Genomic DNA, 15,770 nt, shown 5'->3' on the forward strand with positions numbered 1-15,770 from the left:
GCCTGGGCGGCGGCCGCACCGGTGGCATCCGGGGTGGCTTCCGCCGTGGTCACACAACCCGAGGGAGCGCGGCCGCGGTCGGCACCCCGCCACCACGGACGGTGACAGTCAGCCGTGCGGACCATTTCCGACGGCTCGCCGGACACCGGCGTGCGGGCCTCGGACGGCGCAACCGGGCGTGCGTGCGGCCGGGCCCGTGCGGATGGTGGTGGCGGAGCGTGTGCGTTCCCTGCGCGCGGCTTCGGCCGGTGACCGGGCCGCCGCCCGCTCTGTTCCCCGCGCGTACCGCCCGAAAGGACAGCCAGCTGATGCTACGCAGTGACATGCCGGACACAGCGCGGCCGCGCGAGGAAGGCAGCAGCGCGGGACCGGGTCCACGGCCGTGTGACGGGACCGTGGCGGTGTGCGGTGGCTGAGGCGGCGGATGCGGACGTCGCGGTCGTCGGCACCGGCGTCATCGGCCTGGCCACGGCCTGGGAGGCGGCCCGCCGAGGGCTGCGGGTGCGGCTGGTCGGCCCGCGCTCGGGCGAGCACCGGGGGCAGGCGTCCCGGGCGGCGGGCGCGATGCTCGCCCCGTTCAGCGAGGTGGCGGCCTCCGACAGTCCGGAGCGTGTCGCCCTGGAGGTCGGCGAACGTGTCGCCGCGAGGGACCTGTACGACTCCTGGCTGCCGCCGCTGCGGCAGGCGAGCGGCCGGCCCCTCATCCTCACGCCGGGGCTGTGGGTGGTGGCCACCACCGGCGGACGCGGGGACGCGAGGGAGCTCGACGCCATCGCCGACGCGGCTCTCACCCACGGCCACCGGGCCGAGCGCCACGACCCCGGTGACGTGCCCGGCCTCTCCCCGGCCCGGTCGTGCGCCGCCCATGGCGCGCTGTGGCTGCCCGGTGAGGCGACCATCGACTCGGGTGAACTGATGAGTGCCCTCACCGAAGCACTCCTCGCCCACACGGCCGTGACGTGGACCGAGTCGGAGGCCACCGGCCTGCATCCGTCGGCCGGTGGGGAAGTGGCCGTCGCCTGTGCCGGGGCGCCCCGGATCAGTGCGCCGCGCGTCGTCCTCGCCACGGGCGTCGGCCTGACCGACCTGCTGGCGGGCAGTCCGGACCTGGAGCTGGCGTTGCCGCCGATACTGGCCGGCAAGGGGGTCAGCGCGCTGTTGCGGAACGTGCCCATGTCGCTGCCGACCGCGATCCGCACACCCATGCGCGACTTCGCCTGCGGAATGCATCTGGTGCCCCGCGCCGACGGCATGGTCTACCTGGGGGCCACGAACCGGCTCTCCCCCTCGGGGGCGGTCCCTTTTCCGCTGGTCATGGAACTCGCCGACCTGCTGCGGGAATCGGGCGAGGAGCTCAGCACCAAGCTGTACGAAGGGGAGCTCGTCGGCGCCCGCGTCGGGTACCGGCCCTTCACGCTCGACCACCTTCCGCTGGTCGGCCCCACCGCCGACCCGCGGGTTCTCATCGCTTCGGGCACCTACCGCAACGGCATGCTGCTCGCTCCCCGCCTCGCCGAGATGATCGCCGATCACCTCACCAGCGACACCGTTGCCGAGCACCCCTTCTCCCCCACCCGCTCGATCACACCGGGCGCCCTGCCGGAGACCCTTGAGCGCTGGCTGCCCGAACTGGTGGACCTCTTCCTGCCCCCGCAGGGGACGCCGACCGCCATGCAGGGCGTACTGGCCGACCTGCTGCACGAGAGCCTGCGCGGCCTGGCCGCCGACGGCGGTGACCCGCGCGGTGCGGCGGTGCGGCGTGCCTGGCAGCAGGCGCCGGTGCCCGAAGCCCTGTGGTCCCTGCTCGTCGCCTATCTCAGATGACGCCGGGGGGCGGCGGTGCGTACAGCGCGGAGATCAGGCGGAAGAGGTCCACGCGAGCGCCGTCCTCGTCCACGGCGTACCGGCCGGGGTCGGTCAGGTACAGGGAGGCCGCGTGGCCGTCGGGGCGCAGCGTCTGCACGGTCTCGGCGGCGTAGATGCCGAGGGACGGCGGGCCGTCGTCCGGGACGCCGAGCCGCTGCCGCACCTGCCGCGCCTGGTCGAACAGCAGCGCTTCGCCGAAGCTGTCCACGTTGATGCTCAGGGCGCCCTTGCCGTCGTCGGAGAGTCCGGCCGCCCGCAGCAGCTCCACGAGATAGCTGGTGTAACCGAGGCAGTTGCGGTCGCGCGGGACGTCGAGTTCCCGCAGCTCCTTCCACATCGGGTCGCCGCCGGCGACCATCAGGGCGAGGAGGTCGTCGTCGCGCGGTATGTCCCCGCTGGTCACCGCGTCCCACAGGCACTCGGCCAGCGGGTCGAGGCCGGGTGCGGTGCGTACGGGGACGTCGGTACGGCCCACGGCGTCCAGCGCCCGGCGGATGTGCCGCCGGAAGAGGTCGAGCACACGCGCGTAGCGGCCGTCGACCAGGTGGAAGTAGCGCTGAGCCAGTTCGGCGGCGACCAGGCCGTTCTGGAAGGCGTCGAGAAGGTAGAGGTAGTACTGCACGCGCGGTACGTCGACGGTGACCGTCAGGGCCAGGGAGGCGGGCAGCATGGCGGCGACGTCGCCGATCATGCGTGACTGGCGCATGACGGTCTCGTACTCGTAGAGCGACAGTTCGCCCTCCGTGTCGATGGACCGCAGTCGAGCGGCCGACGGGGTGGCGTCGGCCCGCAGCAGCTCCGTGCCGTGACCGTGCTCGTCGATGAAGCGCAGGTTCCGGTGACTGAACAGACAGACACCGCTGACCAGTTCGGCACGGTCGGCGTCGTCCGCGCTGCCGGAGAGCTGCCGCGCCCCCTTGATGTGCAGGCGGTGGCGGCTTCCGCAGAGCTCGGCTCCGGCGAAGACCGCCTTGTGCGCCTGGTCCCTGCGGCTCTGCACGATCAGCGCGTCGGCGCCGGTCCCGCACTCGCCCGCGCCGAAGTACTCGCCGAGCGTGCGCACGCGCTGGAACGCGCGTCTGACCGCCTTGTCCTGGTCCGGCGCGTCGGTGGCGGCTGTCTGCCACATGCCCTCACTCCCGGGGACAGGACGGGGGCGGGGTCCCGCGGGCGTGTCGTACCGGTGCAGGACCGAGGGCTCTTCCGGGTGTTCCGGCTGTTTGATGACGAGCAGTTCGTCGGTACCGGCGAGAGAGCGGCGCCCGGCGGGGGGCGCCTCTCCATCGGCAGGAACTTCGTGAGCCCGCACACATCCTCCCGGTGCTCCGCGTCCGACGCCGCACGGCTCCGTGCCGCTCTCACATACCTGGATGTTTTCGGATGAATCGGCGTGAATGGACCATTCCATTATCGGAGCCGTCAGGTATCGGGCAACCCGGCTCAGGCGGTGCGGCGCAGGCCGGTGGCGAGTACGGCCAGACAGCCGAGGAAGCCGATGGCCAGCAGGCCGCCGATGGCGACCAGCGCGGTGTGGAAGCCGGCGGTGGGGGTGGCGCCGACGGCGTACACGGAGCCCACCACGGCGGGGCTGAGGGCGCCGCCGAACTGGCGCAGTGCCGTGCTGGTGGCGGAGGCCATGCCGGCGAGGTCCCGGGGGACGGCGTTGACGGAGACGACGGTGACGGAGGTGAGCATCAGCGAGACGGAGACACCGAGGAGGGCCAGCCGCCAGGCCAGGTCGGGGAAGCTAGTGCCGGGGCCGACCTGCGTGAACAGGAAGACGGTGGCGGCGCCCAGCGCGAGGCCCGCGGTGAGCAGCGCCAGGGGCGGTACGCGGCGCATCAGGAGGCCGACCGGCACGTTGGCGACCGCGCTGACCCCGGCGAACAGAAAGAGCCGGATGCCGACCTCCAGGGCGGAGCAGTCGTCGACATCGCCCAGGTAGAGGCTGATCAGGAAGGTGAAGCCGACGGTCGCGAAGAGGGCGATCACGGAGGCGAAGGCGGCAGTGGCGAAGCCGGGCGAGGTGAAAAGGCGCAGGTCCATCAGCGGGGCGGTGGCGCGGCGCTCGACGGCGAGGAAGGCGGCCAGGGCGAGGACGCCGACGGCGAGGCCGGCCAGCGCCTGGGCGGAGGTCCAACCGCGGGAGCCGCCTTCGATGACGCCGAAGATGAGACCGGCCATGGCCGCGGCGGCGGTGAGCTGACCGGGCCAGTCCAGGCGGCGGCCCTCCGGGCTCTTCGACTCCGGCAGCCACAAGTAGCCGCACGCGAGCGTGCCGAAGGAGAGGACGGAGGCCGGAACGAAGATCCATCCCCAGGCTCCGGCCGCGAGGATGCCGCCGGACAGCAGGGGGCCGAGCGCGAGTCCGGCGGCCACCCCGGTGGCCCACAGCCCGATGGAGCGGCCACGCTCGTGCGGGTCGGGGACGGCGTGGGCGATCAGGGCCAGGGTGGTGGGGAGCAGGAGCCCGGCGCCGAGTCCCGATACGGCCTGCCCGGCCCAGAGGACCGGCATCGTCGCGCCGTTCCCCAGGAGGCCGGACAGGGCCGCGACGAGCCCTCCCGCGCCGGTCAGGGCGAGCCCCGAGGAGAAGATGCGGCGGCGGCCGTAGAGGTCCCCGAATACACCGGCGGAGAGGACGGAGACCGCCATCGGCAGGACGTAGGCGTCGGAGACCCACTGCAACTGAGCGGTGTCGGCGCCGGTGGAGGCGGCGATGTCGTGCAGCGCTCCCGCGACGCCGTTGACGGGGAGGTAGACGGTGAACACGCCCAGGACCGCCATGGTGACCGTGGCGGCGACGTGGTGCTCGGCCGCGGCTCTTCCGGGCCCGCGTTTCAGGGTCAGCCGCCTTCGACGCCGGTCGCGCCGTGTGCGGAGCCGACCGGCTTCGACTCCGGGGAGCCGCGCTGGCGCAGGTAGACGGAGAAGACGGCCATGGAGCCCACGGCGAGGAGTTCGGACTGCCAGTTCTGGAGGGTCCTGCTCCAGAAGTCGGCGGCGCCGAGGTAGTCGAACCAGCCGATGGGAGCCTGGAGTTCCCGCAGGTGTTCTTCGTTGTACGCGGCCGCGCCGGCGACGGACTGGGCCAGCCAGGAGAGCAGGAACAGGGCGCACATGAGGACGCCGAGCGAGCGGGAGTACCAGGCCTGACGCGCGCCGCCGACGGAGGCCCAGCGCGGCGAGTCGTGCCGCGCGTGTGCGCCGATCTTCTGGTCCTCGTCGGACTCGGTGCCCGCCTTGTGGAGCTCCTTGGACTCGGGCGAGCCGCGCTGGAGCAGCCAGACCGTGCCGAAGATGTAGAGGAAGAACTGAAGGTATTCGGACTGCCAGTTCTCCATCACGTCCACCGCGAAGTCGGAGCTCAGGAGATAGCCGCCGAAGCTCATCGGGGCCAGGTCCTCGGCGGCGAGGTGGTTGTTGAAGTCGGCGTGTCCGGCGACCGCCTGCCCGGCCAGGGCGAGGAGGAAGCCCACGCCGAAGGCGAGGGTCAGGCTGTTGTCGTGCAGGAAGCCACGAGCGCCCTGCGCGCGTCTCGGGCTCATCGCTGCATCAGCCCCAGCACCGTGCAGTAGGCGAGCCCCGCGGCCACCATCAGCAGATACACCGTGAACATCGTCCGCACCGGTCAACCCCCCTTGATCAGACACTGATACGGCTTCTCGGGGCGCTCGGTACAGCCGGCGGCCGTGACCTTCCAGCCGTCCGGGAAGGACGACAGGAAGAGCGTGTCGCGGTCGGTGACGACGCGTGCCTGGCGCCCGTACACGTCGACGTGCCGCACCTCGGCCGCCGTGGGCAGCCCCGCGTCGGGCAGGGCCCGCGCGCAGGGCAGCTCGGCGGACTGCTCCAGCTCGTCGCGGGTGCCGGGGGCGAGCGCCGCGCAGCCGCGCGCGGCGTCCGAGGCGCGCAGGCCGGCCGCGAACCGGGTGACCGCCCGTGCGGCGCCGTCCTCGCGTGCGCCGATGTCGCCGCATCCGCCGAGGGTGCAGCACCACAGTGCCGCGGCCACGCCCCACCTCGTTCCGCGCACCAGTTCTGCTCTCCTTCGCGGTCCCGCCGGCTCGTGACTGCCGCACCGCGAACGGTGGTCCGTCAGGGTGCAGACCCTCCGACGGTGCCGTCACTCCGCCCCGGCACGCGGAACCCGTACGTCCGACACGCGGACGTGCACCCGAACGGTCCGCACCCGTTCGGCCGCCCCCGTCAGCCCTCCTCGGGCGGCGCCCCGCGGTCGGGGCCGGTCAGCCGCAGCTGCACCTCGACCTCCTGGTCGCCGGAGACGGTCCCGGTGGCGGAGACGACGAAGGCCGATTCGAGCGTCCTGCGCAGGCGGGTCACCGCGACCGGGCCGCCTTGCAGGTCCGCGGTGACCGAGCCCGCGAGCAGGACGCCGGGGACGGAGTCCGGAGTGTGGGCGGCGAGGAATGCGCCGGTCCAGACGGCGGGACACTCCTCCCCCGTCTGGCCCGGGGCGTCGCTTCCGCGGTCGGACGTGAAGTGGGCGCGCAGGACGTTGAAGACGGTGTCCGCGTCGGCGGGAGAGCACTCGCCGAGGACCACTTGCACGAGGTCGGGGGACGGGGTGTGCGGTGTACGTGAGTCTCGGGTCTCCTGCACGTCACAGCTCCCGCAGCGCGGGCAGGAGCTTCTTCTCGGCCCACTCGATGAAGGGCCGCTGGTGCTCGCCGCCCACCTGTACGAGGGCGACCTCCGTGAAGCCCGCGTCGACGAAGGGGCGTACGGCTTCGACGAAGTCGTCGACACTGTCTCCGCAGGGGATCTGCTGGGCGATGTCCTGCGGAGTGACGAACTGCGTGGCGCCGGCGAACCCGGAGGGTCCGGGCAGTTCGGAGTTGACCGGCCAGCCGCCGACGGACCAACGGAACTGGTCGTGGGCGCGGGCCACCGCCGCGTCCTTGTCGGTGTCGTAGCAGACGGGCAGCTGGCCGACCCGGGGCTTGCCGCGGCCGCCGTGCTCGTCGAAGGACGTGAGCAGGTCGGCCTTGGGCTCGGTCGCGATGACGAGGTCGGCGAGCCGCCCGGCCAGCGCGCAGGACCGGCCGCCGGAGACGGCGATGCCGATGGGCGGCAGTTCGTCGGGCAGGTCCCACAGGCGGGCGTTCGCCACGTCGAAGTGGTCGCCCTGGTGGTTGACGTTGTCGCCGGTGAAGAGCGCGCGGATGATGCCGACCGCTTCTTCGAGCATGTCGATGCGGACGCGCGGGGAGGGCCAGCCGGCACCGACGACGTGCTCGTTGAGGTTCTCGCCCGAACCGAGCCCGAGCCGGAAGCGGCCCTCCGACAGGAGCTGCATCGTCGCGGCCTTCTGGGCCACCACGGCGGGGTGGTAGCGGACCGTCGGGCAGGTCACGTACGTCATCAGCGGGATGCGTGAGGTCGCCTGCGCCGCCGCGCCGAGCACGCTCCACGCGTACGGGGAGTGTCCCTGCGTGTCGAGCCACGGGAAGTAGTGGTCAGAGGTGACGGAGAAGTCGAACCCGGCCCGCTCCGCCGCCACCAGATCGTCGACGAGGGCGCGCGGTCCCGCTTGCTCGGTCATCATTGTGTAGCCGATTTGCACCATAATGGATCGGTTTGCCGAAGTGCTCCCGCTGAAACATCCGACGAACACCTGCTCCACCGTACGGATGCGAACAGAAAGCGGGGGTACGGGGGAAACCACAGCCCGGACGGTCAAGGACAGAGAGGCAGGCTCCTTTGCGCACTGTAGGAGTGGAGGAGGAACTTCTCCTGGTCGACCGCGAGAGCGGGGAACCGCGAGCCCTTTCCTCGGCGGTATTGGCACGGGCGGCCAGGGACACCGGGGAGCGCCCCGGCACCGAGAGGCACGCCGACGACTACCGCGAGCCCGAGGACGAGGCGTTCGAGAAGGAGCTCCAGAGTCAGCAGCTGGAGTTCGCGACGCAGCCGCGGACGAGCATGGACAGCCTCGCGGAGGAAATCGTCCGGTGGCGCGGGGAAGCGGCGCGGCACGCGGGCGACGTGGGCGCCGCGGTCGCCGCCCTCGCCACCTCTCCCCTGCCGGTCAGCCCGTCGATCAACACGGGCAGCCGCTACCAGTGGATGGAGGAACAGTTCGGCCTGACCACGCAGGAGCAGCTGACGTGCGGCTGCCACGTCCATGTGTCGGTCGAGTCGGACGAGGAGGGGGTGGCCGTCATCGACCGCGTCCGCCCCTGGCTCCCGGTCCTGGTCGCGCTGAGCGCCAACTCGCCCTTCTGGCAGGGCAACGACAGCCTGTACAGCAGTTACCGCAGCAGGGTCTGGGGCCGCTGGCCGATGGCGGGCCCCACGGAGCTCTTCGGCTCCGCCGCGCGGTACGAGGAAGAGGTCTCCCAGATGGTCGCCACCGGGGTGCTGCGCGACCGGGGCATGGTCTACTTCGACGCCCGGCTCTCCCACCGCTACCCCACGGTCGAGATCCGGGTCGCCGACGTCTGCCTGGAAGCGTCGTCGACCGTCCTGGTCGCGACGCTGGCGCGGGCGCTGGTGGAGACGGCGGCGCGGGAGTGGCGGGCCGGCCGGCCGCCGCTGGCGCACGGCATCGACCTGCTGCGGCTCGCCGCGTGGCGGGCCGCGCGCTCCGGCCTCGACGACACGCTGCTGCACCCCGTGACCATGCGGCCCGAGTCGAGCGCCGAGGTGGTGCGCGTGCTCGTCGACCACGTGCGGGACGCCCTGGAGGACACCGGGGACCTCGACCTGGTGCGCGGGGCCACGGCGGACCTTCTGAAGAACGGCAACGGAGCCCGGATCCAGCGGGACCTGCTGCACCGGACGGGCAGCCTGCGGGACGTGGTCACGGAGTGCGTACGTCGCACACAGCTGACGTGATCGGCCTCGCCCCCTCTTGACATCTTTAGAGACTCCCCTACTTTTAGAGGCCCCTCTATCTTTAGAGGGGCCTCTAAAGATTTTTGCCGCGGCGGAGGGGTGGACGCGTATGCGGAAGACCGAAGGGGGCGGGCTGCGTGAGCAGAACAAGGCCCGGCGCCGGTCCCTGATTCTCGAAGCGACGCGCGCGCTCCTGCGGGACGGGCCGGATGCGGTGATCAGCACCGAGCGGATCGCCGAGCGGGCGCACGTCGCCCCGGCCACCGTGTACAACCTGATCGGGCCGCGCGACAAGGTCTGGGAGGCGCTCGCCGCCGGGTTCATGGACGAGCTGGAGCGCCGCCTCGCGGTGTCGGGAGCCGGTGACCCGCGGGACGTCGTCAGGTCGACCGTCCAGCTGTTCGTGGACGACCCGGTCGTGTCGCGTCGCATGGTGCGGGAGTGGCAGGCGAGTGGCCTCGTGTTCGACCGCAGTCCGCTGGGCCACCTCCGCCGCACGATGGCGGACGCCCGCATGCGGGGGCTCCTACGGGCCGACATCGACACCGACGCGCTGGCGGCCACCGTCGCCGCCTCGTGCGTGGGCGCACTGCATCAGTGGGTCGCCGACCTGATCGACGCCGAAGAGTTCCTGGCACGCGCCCTGTTCGCACTGGACGTCGCGCTCGCGGCGGCGGCCTCGGACCCCTGCCGCGCCGAGCTGCTGGCGCCGCTGCGGACCCGGGGCACGGCATGAAGCCCGGCGCCGCGCCACGGACCCGGCGCTTCGTGGGCCGCGACGGCATCCGCCTGGTGGCGGACGTTTGGGGCGAGGCGTCCTCGCCGCCCCTTCTCCTGCTGCACGGCGGCGGCCAGACGCGGCACGCCTGGGACCGGACCGGCTCCCACCTGGCCGCCCTGGGGTGGCATGTCGTCGCCCCCGACCTGCGTGGGCACGGCTCCAGCGAGTGGTCGGCCGACGGTGGCTACGACCTCGACGTGTTCGCCGACGACATCCGGGCGCTCGTCACCACCCTCGGCGGCCGCCCGGTGCTCGTCGGCGCCTCGCTCGGCGGCCTCGGTTCGCTGCTGGCCGCCGGCGAGCCGCCCGGGGCGGCGGTCCGCGCGCTGGTCCTCGTCGACGTCGCCCATCGGCCGGACCTCCGCGGGGCCGGCAGGATCGTCGCGTTCATGCGCCGCCGGCCGGACGGATTCGCCGACGTCGGGGAAGCGGCCGCGGCGGTCTCCGCCTACCTGCCCCACCGGCCGCGCCCGGACGACCCCGAGCGGATACGGACCAATGTGCGCCGCCACGGCGACCGCTGGGTCTGGCACTGGGACCCCCGGCTGCTGGACGGCTTCGAGGACCGGATGGACCCGCCCGGCATGGCGGAGCGCCTCCTCGACGCCGCGCGCGGGGCCGACGTGCCGGTCCTGCTCGTCCGCGGCGGGAGCAGCGACGTGGTGCGACAGGACATCGCCGAGGAGTTCTGCGCCGGTGTCCCCCACGCGCGATGCGTCGAGGTGGCGGGTGCGGGACACATGGTGGTCGGGGATCGGAACGAGCGTTTCATCGAGGCGATCGTCCCGTTCCTCGAAGGAGCGAGCACCCGATCATGACGTGCGGGCTGCGGGTGGACGACACGCGCCGGGCACCTGGAGGGCCCCGGTGCCGTGCGGCACCGGGGCCCGAAGGAACTGCAACACCATCTGCCGACCTCAGTGTCGCGTCGGCTTTCCGTATCCGCACGGCCGTCCGTCGCACTGACGGGGGTGCGGGGATCGCGGATGCGTGACCGTAGACCACCTGCCTATCGATGTCCTGCGGTACCCGGGTGCAGATTCCCCCCGGGCGATCCTGACGGCGCTCGTTTCCTCCGTTCTTCCCTCTCTGTACTCATCCGTGGCCTCTCACAGCGCCACTTCGGCAGTCGGCCCGTCGCCCATCCCGATCCACTCCGGCTCCGAGCCCCACCGCCGTACCGCTGTCCGGCAGTTCGTGTCTGCCGGGCCTTTCTCGATCTCAGCTACGGAAGAAACCATAGACGGGTGAGCATCCAATGTCTACTCCAGCGAGCATAGATTTTTCGTTGTCCCTCGATGAGGTAATCGGGCCCGCTGATCTATGGATGCCGAACGCGGTGAGGGCCTGACCGGCACGTGCCGGTCAGGCCCTCACTGCTGTTCTGATGGTTGCTCCGGCGGTCAGGCCGGCAGGGGGGCGCCCAACAGGGCGGAAGCCCGCTCGACCGGACTGAAGACCCCGGCGGGGGCGACCGTGACGGCCGCGGGAAGGGTCCGGCAGGTGAAGCCGAGCTGGGTCATGGCCCGGAGGACCTCGCTCGCGCTGAAATCGCGGGGGTCCTGGCGGGTGATGACCTGGCCGACCTGTTTGACGGGGTAGTGGCGGCGCCCGATGATCACCGACTGGCCGGTGACCGGCTCGGGCTTGACGCCCTTCATCGTTGCCAGCACCCCGCTCTTGGTGAGGTCGAACGGGAAGCGAGCGATGACACAGCGCATGAGACCTCGCATGAGGGGTGGGGAGGATGGTCGGGGCGGCCCGTGGCGGGCTGGTTCAGTGGACGGGGGCGGCGGTGAGGTCCCGCAGGCGCATCAGGTCCGTATAGCCGGAGCCGTCACGGACGGCCGTGAGCCCGGCCCTGGTGACCAGGCCGGTGCGCCGACCGTCGTCGTCGCAGACGAGCAGGTGCCCGACGCGGGCGCCGACCATGACGGACAGCGCCACCTCGACGGTCATGTCGCCCCATACCCGAGGCCCCGTCTCGACCGCGGCGTCGACGGACGGTCCGCGTACGGGCTCGGCGTCCACCGGCCGGAAATGCTTCTGAACCAGCGTCAAAGGTGCCTCCTGAAGGCGGGGTTGGTGTCGGGAGCCGGAAGGAGCTACGCCGCGGTGTCGACAGCGGGCCGCTGGGCGGCGCGTCGGGCCGCCGAAGCGGGGCGCCGGCGACCGCGTGCGGCGGTGCCGCGCTTGGGGCGCTCGGTGACCGGCGCGGTGATGACGACCGGGATGCCCGAGGGCGCCTGGGCGCCGGTGATGCGCGCCAGCTCCGGCTCGCCGGAGCGGACCTGGGTGATCTGCGGGCGGATCCCGGCGTCCGACATCAGGCGGACCATGCCGCGGCGCTGGTTCGGGGTGACCAGCGTGACGACACTGCCGGACTCACCGGCACGGGCGGTACGGCCGCCGCGGTGCAGGTAGTCCTTGTGGTCGGTGGGCGGGTCCACGTTGACGACGAGGTCGAGGTTGTCGACGTGGATGCCGCGGGCGGCGACGTTGGTGGCCACGAGCACGGTGACGTGCCCGGTCTTGAACTGTGTCAGGGTGCGGGTGCGCTGCGGCTGCGACTTCCCGCCGTGCAGCGCGGCGGCCCGTACACCGCTGTCGAGCAGGTCCTGGGTCAGCCGGTCGACGGCGTGCTTGGTGTCCAGGAACATGATCACGCGGCCGTCGCGGGCGGCGATCTCGGTGGTGGCCGTGTGCTTGTCGGCGCCCTGGACGTGCAGCACGTGGTGCTCCATCGTCGTGACCGCACCGGCCGAGGGGTCGACCGAGTGGACGACGGGGTCGGTCAGGTAGCGGCGGACCAGCAGGTCGACGTTGCGGTCCAGGGTGGCCGAGAACAGCATCCGCTGCCCTTCGGGGCGTACCTGGTCCAGGAGCGCGGTGACCTGCGGCATGAAGCCCATGTCGGCCATCTGGTCGGCTTCGTCGAGGACGGTGATGGCCACCTGGTTCAGACGGCAGTCGCCACGGTCGATGAGGTCCTTGAGCCGGCCCGGGGTCGCCACGACGATCTCGGAGCCGGTGCGCAGCGCGCCGGCCTGCCTGCCGATCGACATGCCGCCGACGACCGTGGCCAGCCGCAGCCGGACGGCGCGGGCGTAGGGGGTGAGCGCGTCGGTCACCTGCTGGGCGAGCTCGCGGGTGGGGACCAGGATGAGACCCAGCGGCTGGCGGGGCTCGGCACGCTGTCCGGCGGTGCGGGAGAGCAGGGCGAGGCCGAAGGCCAGGGTCTTGCCGGAGCCGGTGCGCCCGCGGCCGAGGACGTCACGGCCCGCGAGGGAGTTCGGCAGCGTCGCTCCCTGGATCGGGAAGGGTACGGCCACACCCTGCCTGCCGAGTTCGGCGAGCAGCGGCGCGGGCATGTCGAGATCGGCGAAGCCTTCCACGGCGGGCAGCGCCGGGGTGACCGTCTTGGGGAGAGCGAACTCACCCTGCGGAGCGGCGGGCCGACGGCTGTAGCCACCGGTCCCACCGGATCGGCGCGGGGCCGCCGCTCCGAAGCGACTGCCGCTCTTTCCGGCATCGGCGCCACCGTTGCGGGCGCGGGCGAATCGGTCGTTCGTACGTGTGCGGTTCATGCGGAACCTTCCTCGATGCGGTGCATATCAAGGAATTCTTCCGGCGATGAGCGGCACAGAGAATCACAAGAAATGGACCGAATGGAACGTGAATGCGAAAATGCTTCACGCTAAAAAGAATGCAGCTGGGGCCCGCACCCCGAAGGATGCGGGCCCCAGCTACAAAGTGCGCGTCAGCGTCAGGCGGGAACGATGTTCTCGGCCGTCGGGCCCTTCTGGCCCTGCGCGATCTCGAAGCTCACCTTCTGGCCTTCGAGCAGCTCACGGAAGCCCTGGGCGGCGATGTTCGAGTAGTGGGCGAACACATCGGCGCCGCCACCGTCCTGCTCGATGAAGCCGAAACCCTTTTCCGCGTTGAACCACTTCACGGTGCCAGTAGCCATGTCATATCTCCTTGGGGCAGTACATCGGCGTCCGCACTGTGCGGACACCGTGTCGCCGTGATGATTGACCCCGCCCGGAAAAATGACCGGAAATACAAGAGTGCTCCCACCGGCAGGGCCGGTCAGGGGCACTTGAAGTTCGGGAACCACAACTGCAACTGAGATCGACAGTAGCACGCTCAAGGGGGCCTGCACACGGCGGAAAATCCCGCTGCTCCGTTGTACTGAAAACCCTCACTGCGGGGGTCGTTAAACCCTCATACGGCGGTCTCATATATTGCTCGTCCGGGACCCGACGTTTCGAGAAATTGTCCTCACGCCAGCCGGAAGCGCAGACGGCAGATCGCCGCGTCCGTGTCCCGGCGTACGGCGTGGGCGACGACCGTGCCCCGCTGGTTCTGCAGGATGCGCTGCCAGAGGTGGGCCGGCTCCGTCTCGGGGATGAGGACCGTGACCCGGGTGCCCGGGTGGTAGTCGTAGATCCTCCTGACGTACTCCGCCACGGGGCGGCCCACCGTGCGGTGCCGGGACCTGAGCTCGATCAGGTCGACTCCCGGGTTCCACAGCTCCCAGTCGCGGCGCAGCGCGGCCGCCGCCTCGCGGTCCTCCGGCTCGTCGTACGTCACGGTGACCGCCCGCACCTCGTCGCCGAGCGACACCGCCGCGTTCAGCGCCTCACCGGTGAGCCTGGAGAGCCCGCCGACCGGGACGACGACCAACGAGTGGTCGCGGTGCGGGGGTTCGGGCACCCGGCCGATGCCGAGCCGCTCGCCGATCCTCGCGTACGCGCGGTGGACGGTCTCGAAGGAGAGCACGAGCAGCGGGAGCGCGACCACGACGAGCCAGGCACCGTCGTGGAACTTGGTGGCGGTCACGACGATCGCGCTGACGCCCGTCAGCAGGGCGCCGACGCCGTTGAGCAGCGCCTTGGCCCGCCACCTGGGGCCGCGCTCGCGCCGCCAGTGCAGCACCATGCCGGTCTGCGCGACGGTGAAGCCGACGAAGACGCCGATCGCGAAGAGCGGGACGAGCGTGTTGGTGTCGCCGCCGGAGAACAGCAGCAGCGCGGCCGAGACGGCGGCGAGCGCGAGCACGCCGTGCCGGTGCACCTGGCGGTCCGCCTTCAGGGCGAAGACGTGCGGCAGGAAGTGGTCGCGGGCGAGCAGCTTGAGCAGGACGGGCAGGCCACCGAAGGAGGTGTTCGCGGAGAGCGCGAGCAGCACCGCGGTCGCGAACTGGATGACGTAGAAAGCCCAGTTGTGCCCGAGGGAGGCGTCGGCGAGCTGGGCGAGCACGGTGACGCCGTCGACCGGCCGCAGGCCGAAACGGGAGATGAGCACCGCGAGGCCGATCAGCATCGCGCCGAGGAGACCGCCGAGGGCGATCTCCGCGTGCTGGGCGCGCCTGGCGCGCGGCTCGCGGAACGCGGGCACGGCGTTCGCGATGGCCTCGACGCCGGTCAGCGCCGAGCAGCCGGCCGCGAAGGCCTTGAGCAGGAGGAGGGCGCCCACGGTGGTGGCGTTCTCCGTGAGGACGGCGGCATGGCCTTCGGCGGCGGCGGTCGAGGCGGGGGCGTCCCGGAAGAGGCCGACGGCTATCAGCGTGAAGATCGCGACGACGAAGACCGCTGTGGGCGCGATGAAGACCTTCGCGGACTCGACGACGCCGCGCAGGTTCACGGCCGTGATCAGGACGAGCACTCCCAGGCAGAGGACCAGCCGGTCGTCGTGGAGGGCCGGGAAGGCGGAGGTCAGCGCGGCGACGCCGGCGGTGACGGCGACCGCGACGTTCAGCACGTAGTCCAGGACGAGCGAGGCAGCGGCGACCAGGCTCGTCCGGCGCCCCAGATGCGCCTTGGCCACGGCGTAGGAGCCGCCGCCGTCCGGGAACGCGGCGATCACCTGACGGTACGAGGCGACGAGGACGGCGAGCAGACCGGCGATCGCGAGGGTCACCGGGAGCGTGCACCCGAGGCCGTGACCGCCCGCCGCGGCGAGCACGAGGACGATCGCCTCGGGTCCGTACGCCACGGACGCCATCGCGTCGAGGGAGAGGGCGGCGAGTCCGGTGAGGGCGGTCAGCCGGTGCTTCTCGCCGGTGTCCGGCGGTTCTTCGGCGGCCGGGGCGGTGCCGGGCTCGACTGTCAGGACGGCCATGTACGCGTACTCCTTCACGCGCCCTCTCGGGCTTTGCGCGCCCTCTCGGGCTGTAAGCACCCGCTGGGGCAGTTCTTCGGGCATGGGGCAGGTGCGTTCAGGTTCCGTCGGGTCGGGCCGGCGGGAACCCGTCCCT

Annotated in this window: 15 protein-coding genes; 4 read left to right on the plus strand and 11 right to left on the minus strand. The window is 71.8% G+C overall.

The annotated features are described in order from the left end of the window. Window positions 1–408 precede the first annotated feature (408 nt). On the plus strand, window positions 409–1,824 hold the full coding sequence (locus ACZ4Z4_RS07390) for an NAD(P)/FAD-dependent oxidoreductase (protein ID WP_468323511.1): 1,416 nt from the start codon (window positions 409–411) through the stop codon (window positions 1,822–1,824). On the opposite strand, the gene ACZ4Z4_RS07395 is transcribed toward ACZ4Z4_RS07390, so the two are convergent. From ACZ4Z4_RS07395 to ACZ4Z4_RS07420, 6 genes are all read right to left on the minus strand, one after another. Then, window positions 1,817–2,995, minus strand: a complete 1,179-nt coding sequence (locus ACZ4Z4_RS07395; protein ID WP_468323513.1) for a hypothetical protein — start codon at window positions 2,993–2,995, stop codon at window positions 1,817–1,819. The genes ACZ4Z4_RS07390 and ACZ4Z4_RS07395 overlap by 8 nt on opposite strands. A 311-nt stretch (window positions 2,996–3,306) precedes the next feature. Then, window positions 3,307–4,653 (minus strand): MFS transporter, encoded by a 1,347-nt coding sequence (locus tag ACZ4Z4_RS07400; protein WP_468323515.1) that lies wholly within the window; start codon window positions 4,651–4,653, stop codon window positions 3,307–3,309. Window positions 4,654–4,712: 59 nt separating this feature from the next. After that, on the minus strand, window positions 4,713–5,414 hold the full coding sequence (locus ACZ4Z4_RS07405; protein WP_468323517.1) for a DUF6766 family protein: 702 nt from the start codon (window positions 5,412–5,414) through the stop codon (window positions 4,713–4,715). 83 nt (window positions 5,415–5,497) lie between these two features. Beyond that, window positions 5,498–5,902 (minus strand): hypothetical protein, encoded by a 405-nt coding sequence (locus ACZ4Z4_RS07410; RefSeq protein WP_468323519.1) that lies wholly within the window; start codon window positions 5,900–5,902, stop codon window positions 5,498–5,500. A 173-nt stretch (window positions 5,903–6,075) separates the two neighbouring features. Further along, a complete protein-coding gene (locus ACZ4Z4_RS07415) occupies window positions 6,076–6,489 on the minus strand; it encodes a hypothetical protein (RefSeq protein WP_468323521.1) in 414 nt (137 codons plus the stop codon). A gap of 1 nt (window position 6,490) precedes the next feature. Then, entirely contained in the window at window positions 6,491–7,456 is a 966-nt protein-coding gene (locus tag ACZ4Z4_RS07420) for an LLM class F420-dependent oxidoreductase (protein WP_468323523.1), read from the minus strand. A 134-nt stretch (window positions 7,457–7,590) separates the two neighbouring features. Here ACZ4Z4_RS07420 and ACZ4Z4_RS07425 point away from each other — a divergent pair, with 134 nt between their 5' ends. The 3 genes from ACZ4Z4_RS07425 to ACZ4Z4_RS07435 all read left to right on the plus strand — a co-directional run bounded on the left by ACZ4Z4_RS07425 (window position 7,591) and on the right by ACZ4Z4_RS07435 (window position 10,326). Further along, complete coding sequence (locus ACZ4Z4_RS07425; protein ID WP_468323526.1) at window positions 7,591–8,727, plus strand: glutamate--cysteine ligase 2; 1,137 nt, start codon at window positions 7,591–7,593, stop codon at window positions 8,725–8,727. 109 nt (window positions 8,728–8,836) lie between these two features. Next, window positions 8,837–9,463, plus strand: a complete 627-nt coding sequence (locus tag ACZ4Z4_RS07430) for a TetR/AcrR family transcriptional regulator (RefSeq protein ID WP_468323528.1) — start codon at window positions 8,837–8,839, stop codon at window positions 9,461–9,463. Continuing rightward, complete coding sequence (locus ACZ4Z4_RS07435; protein WP_468323531.1) at window positions 9,460–10,326, plus strand: alpha/beta fold hydrolase; 867 nt, start codon at window positions 9,460–9,462, stop codon at window positions 10,324–10,326. The genes ACZ4Z4_RS07430 and ACZ4Z4_RS07435 overlap by 4 nt, the downstream gene beginning before the upstream one ends. 585 nt (window positions 10,327–10,911) lie before the next feature. Here the strand turns inward: ACZ4Z4_RS07435 and ACZ4Z4_RS07440 are convergent. The 5 genes from ACZ4Z4_RS07440 to ACZ4Z4_RS07460 form a co-directional block, all read right to left on the minus strand. Beyond that, window positions 10,912–11,229, minus strand: a complete 318-nt coding sequence (locus tag ACZ4Z4_RS07440) for an SCO5918 family protein (protein ID WP_468323534.1) — start codon at window positions 11,227–11,229, stop codon at window positions 10,912–10,914. A 55-nt stretch (window positions 11,230–11,284) separates the two neighbouring features. After that, complete coding sequence (locus ACZ4Z4_RS07445; protein ID WP_468323535.1) at window positions 11,285–11,569, minus strand: CBS domain-containing protein; 285 nt, start codon at window positions 11,567–11,569, stop codon at window positions 11,285–11,287. Between the two features lie 44 nt (window positions 11,570–11,613). Continuing rightward, window positions 11,614–13,095, minus strand: coding sequence for a DEAD/DEAH box helicase (locus tag ACZ4Z4_RS07450; protein ID WP_468323538.1), 1,482 nt, complete (start codon window positions 13,093–13,095; stop codon window positions 11,614–11,616). Window positions 13,096–13,274: 179 nt separating this feature from the next. Then, window positions 13,275–13,478, minus strand: coding sequence for a cold-shock protein (locus tag ACZ4Z4_RS07455; RefSeq protein ID WP_280850343.1), 204 nt, complete (start codon window positions 13,476–13,478; stop codon window positions 13,275–13,277). A gap of 314 nt (window positions 13,479–13,792) precedes the next feature. Next, window positions 13,793–15,634 carry an APC family permease gene (locus ACZ4Z4_RS07460; RefSeq protein ID WP_468323541.1) on the minus strand — a complete coding sequence of 614 codons (1,842 nt, stop codon included), beginning with the start codon at window positions 15,632–15,634 and terminating at the stop codon, window positions 13,793–13,795. Between the last annotated feature and the right edge of the window lie 136 nt (window positions 15,635–15,770).

Source organism: Streptomyces sp. NPDC030245 (genome assembly GCF_055572995.1).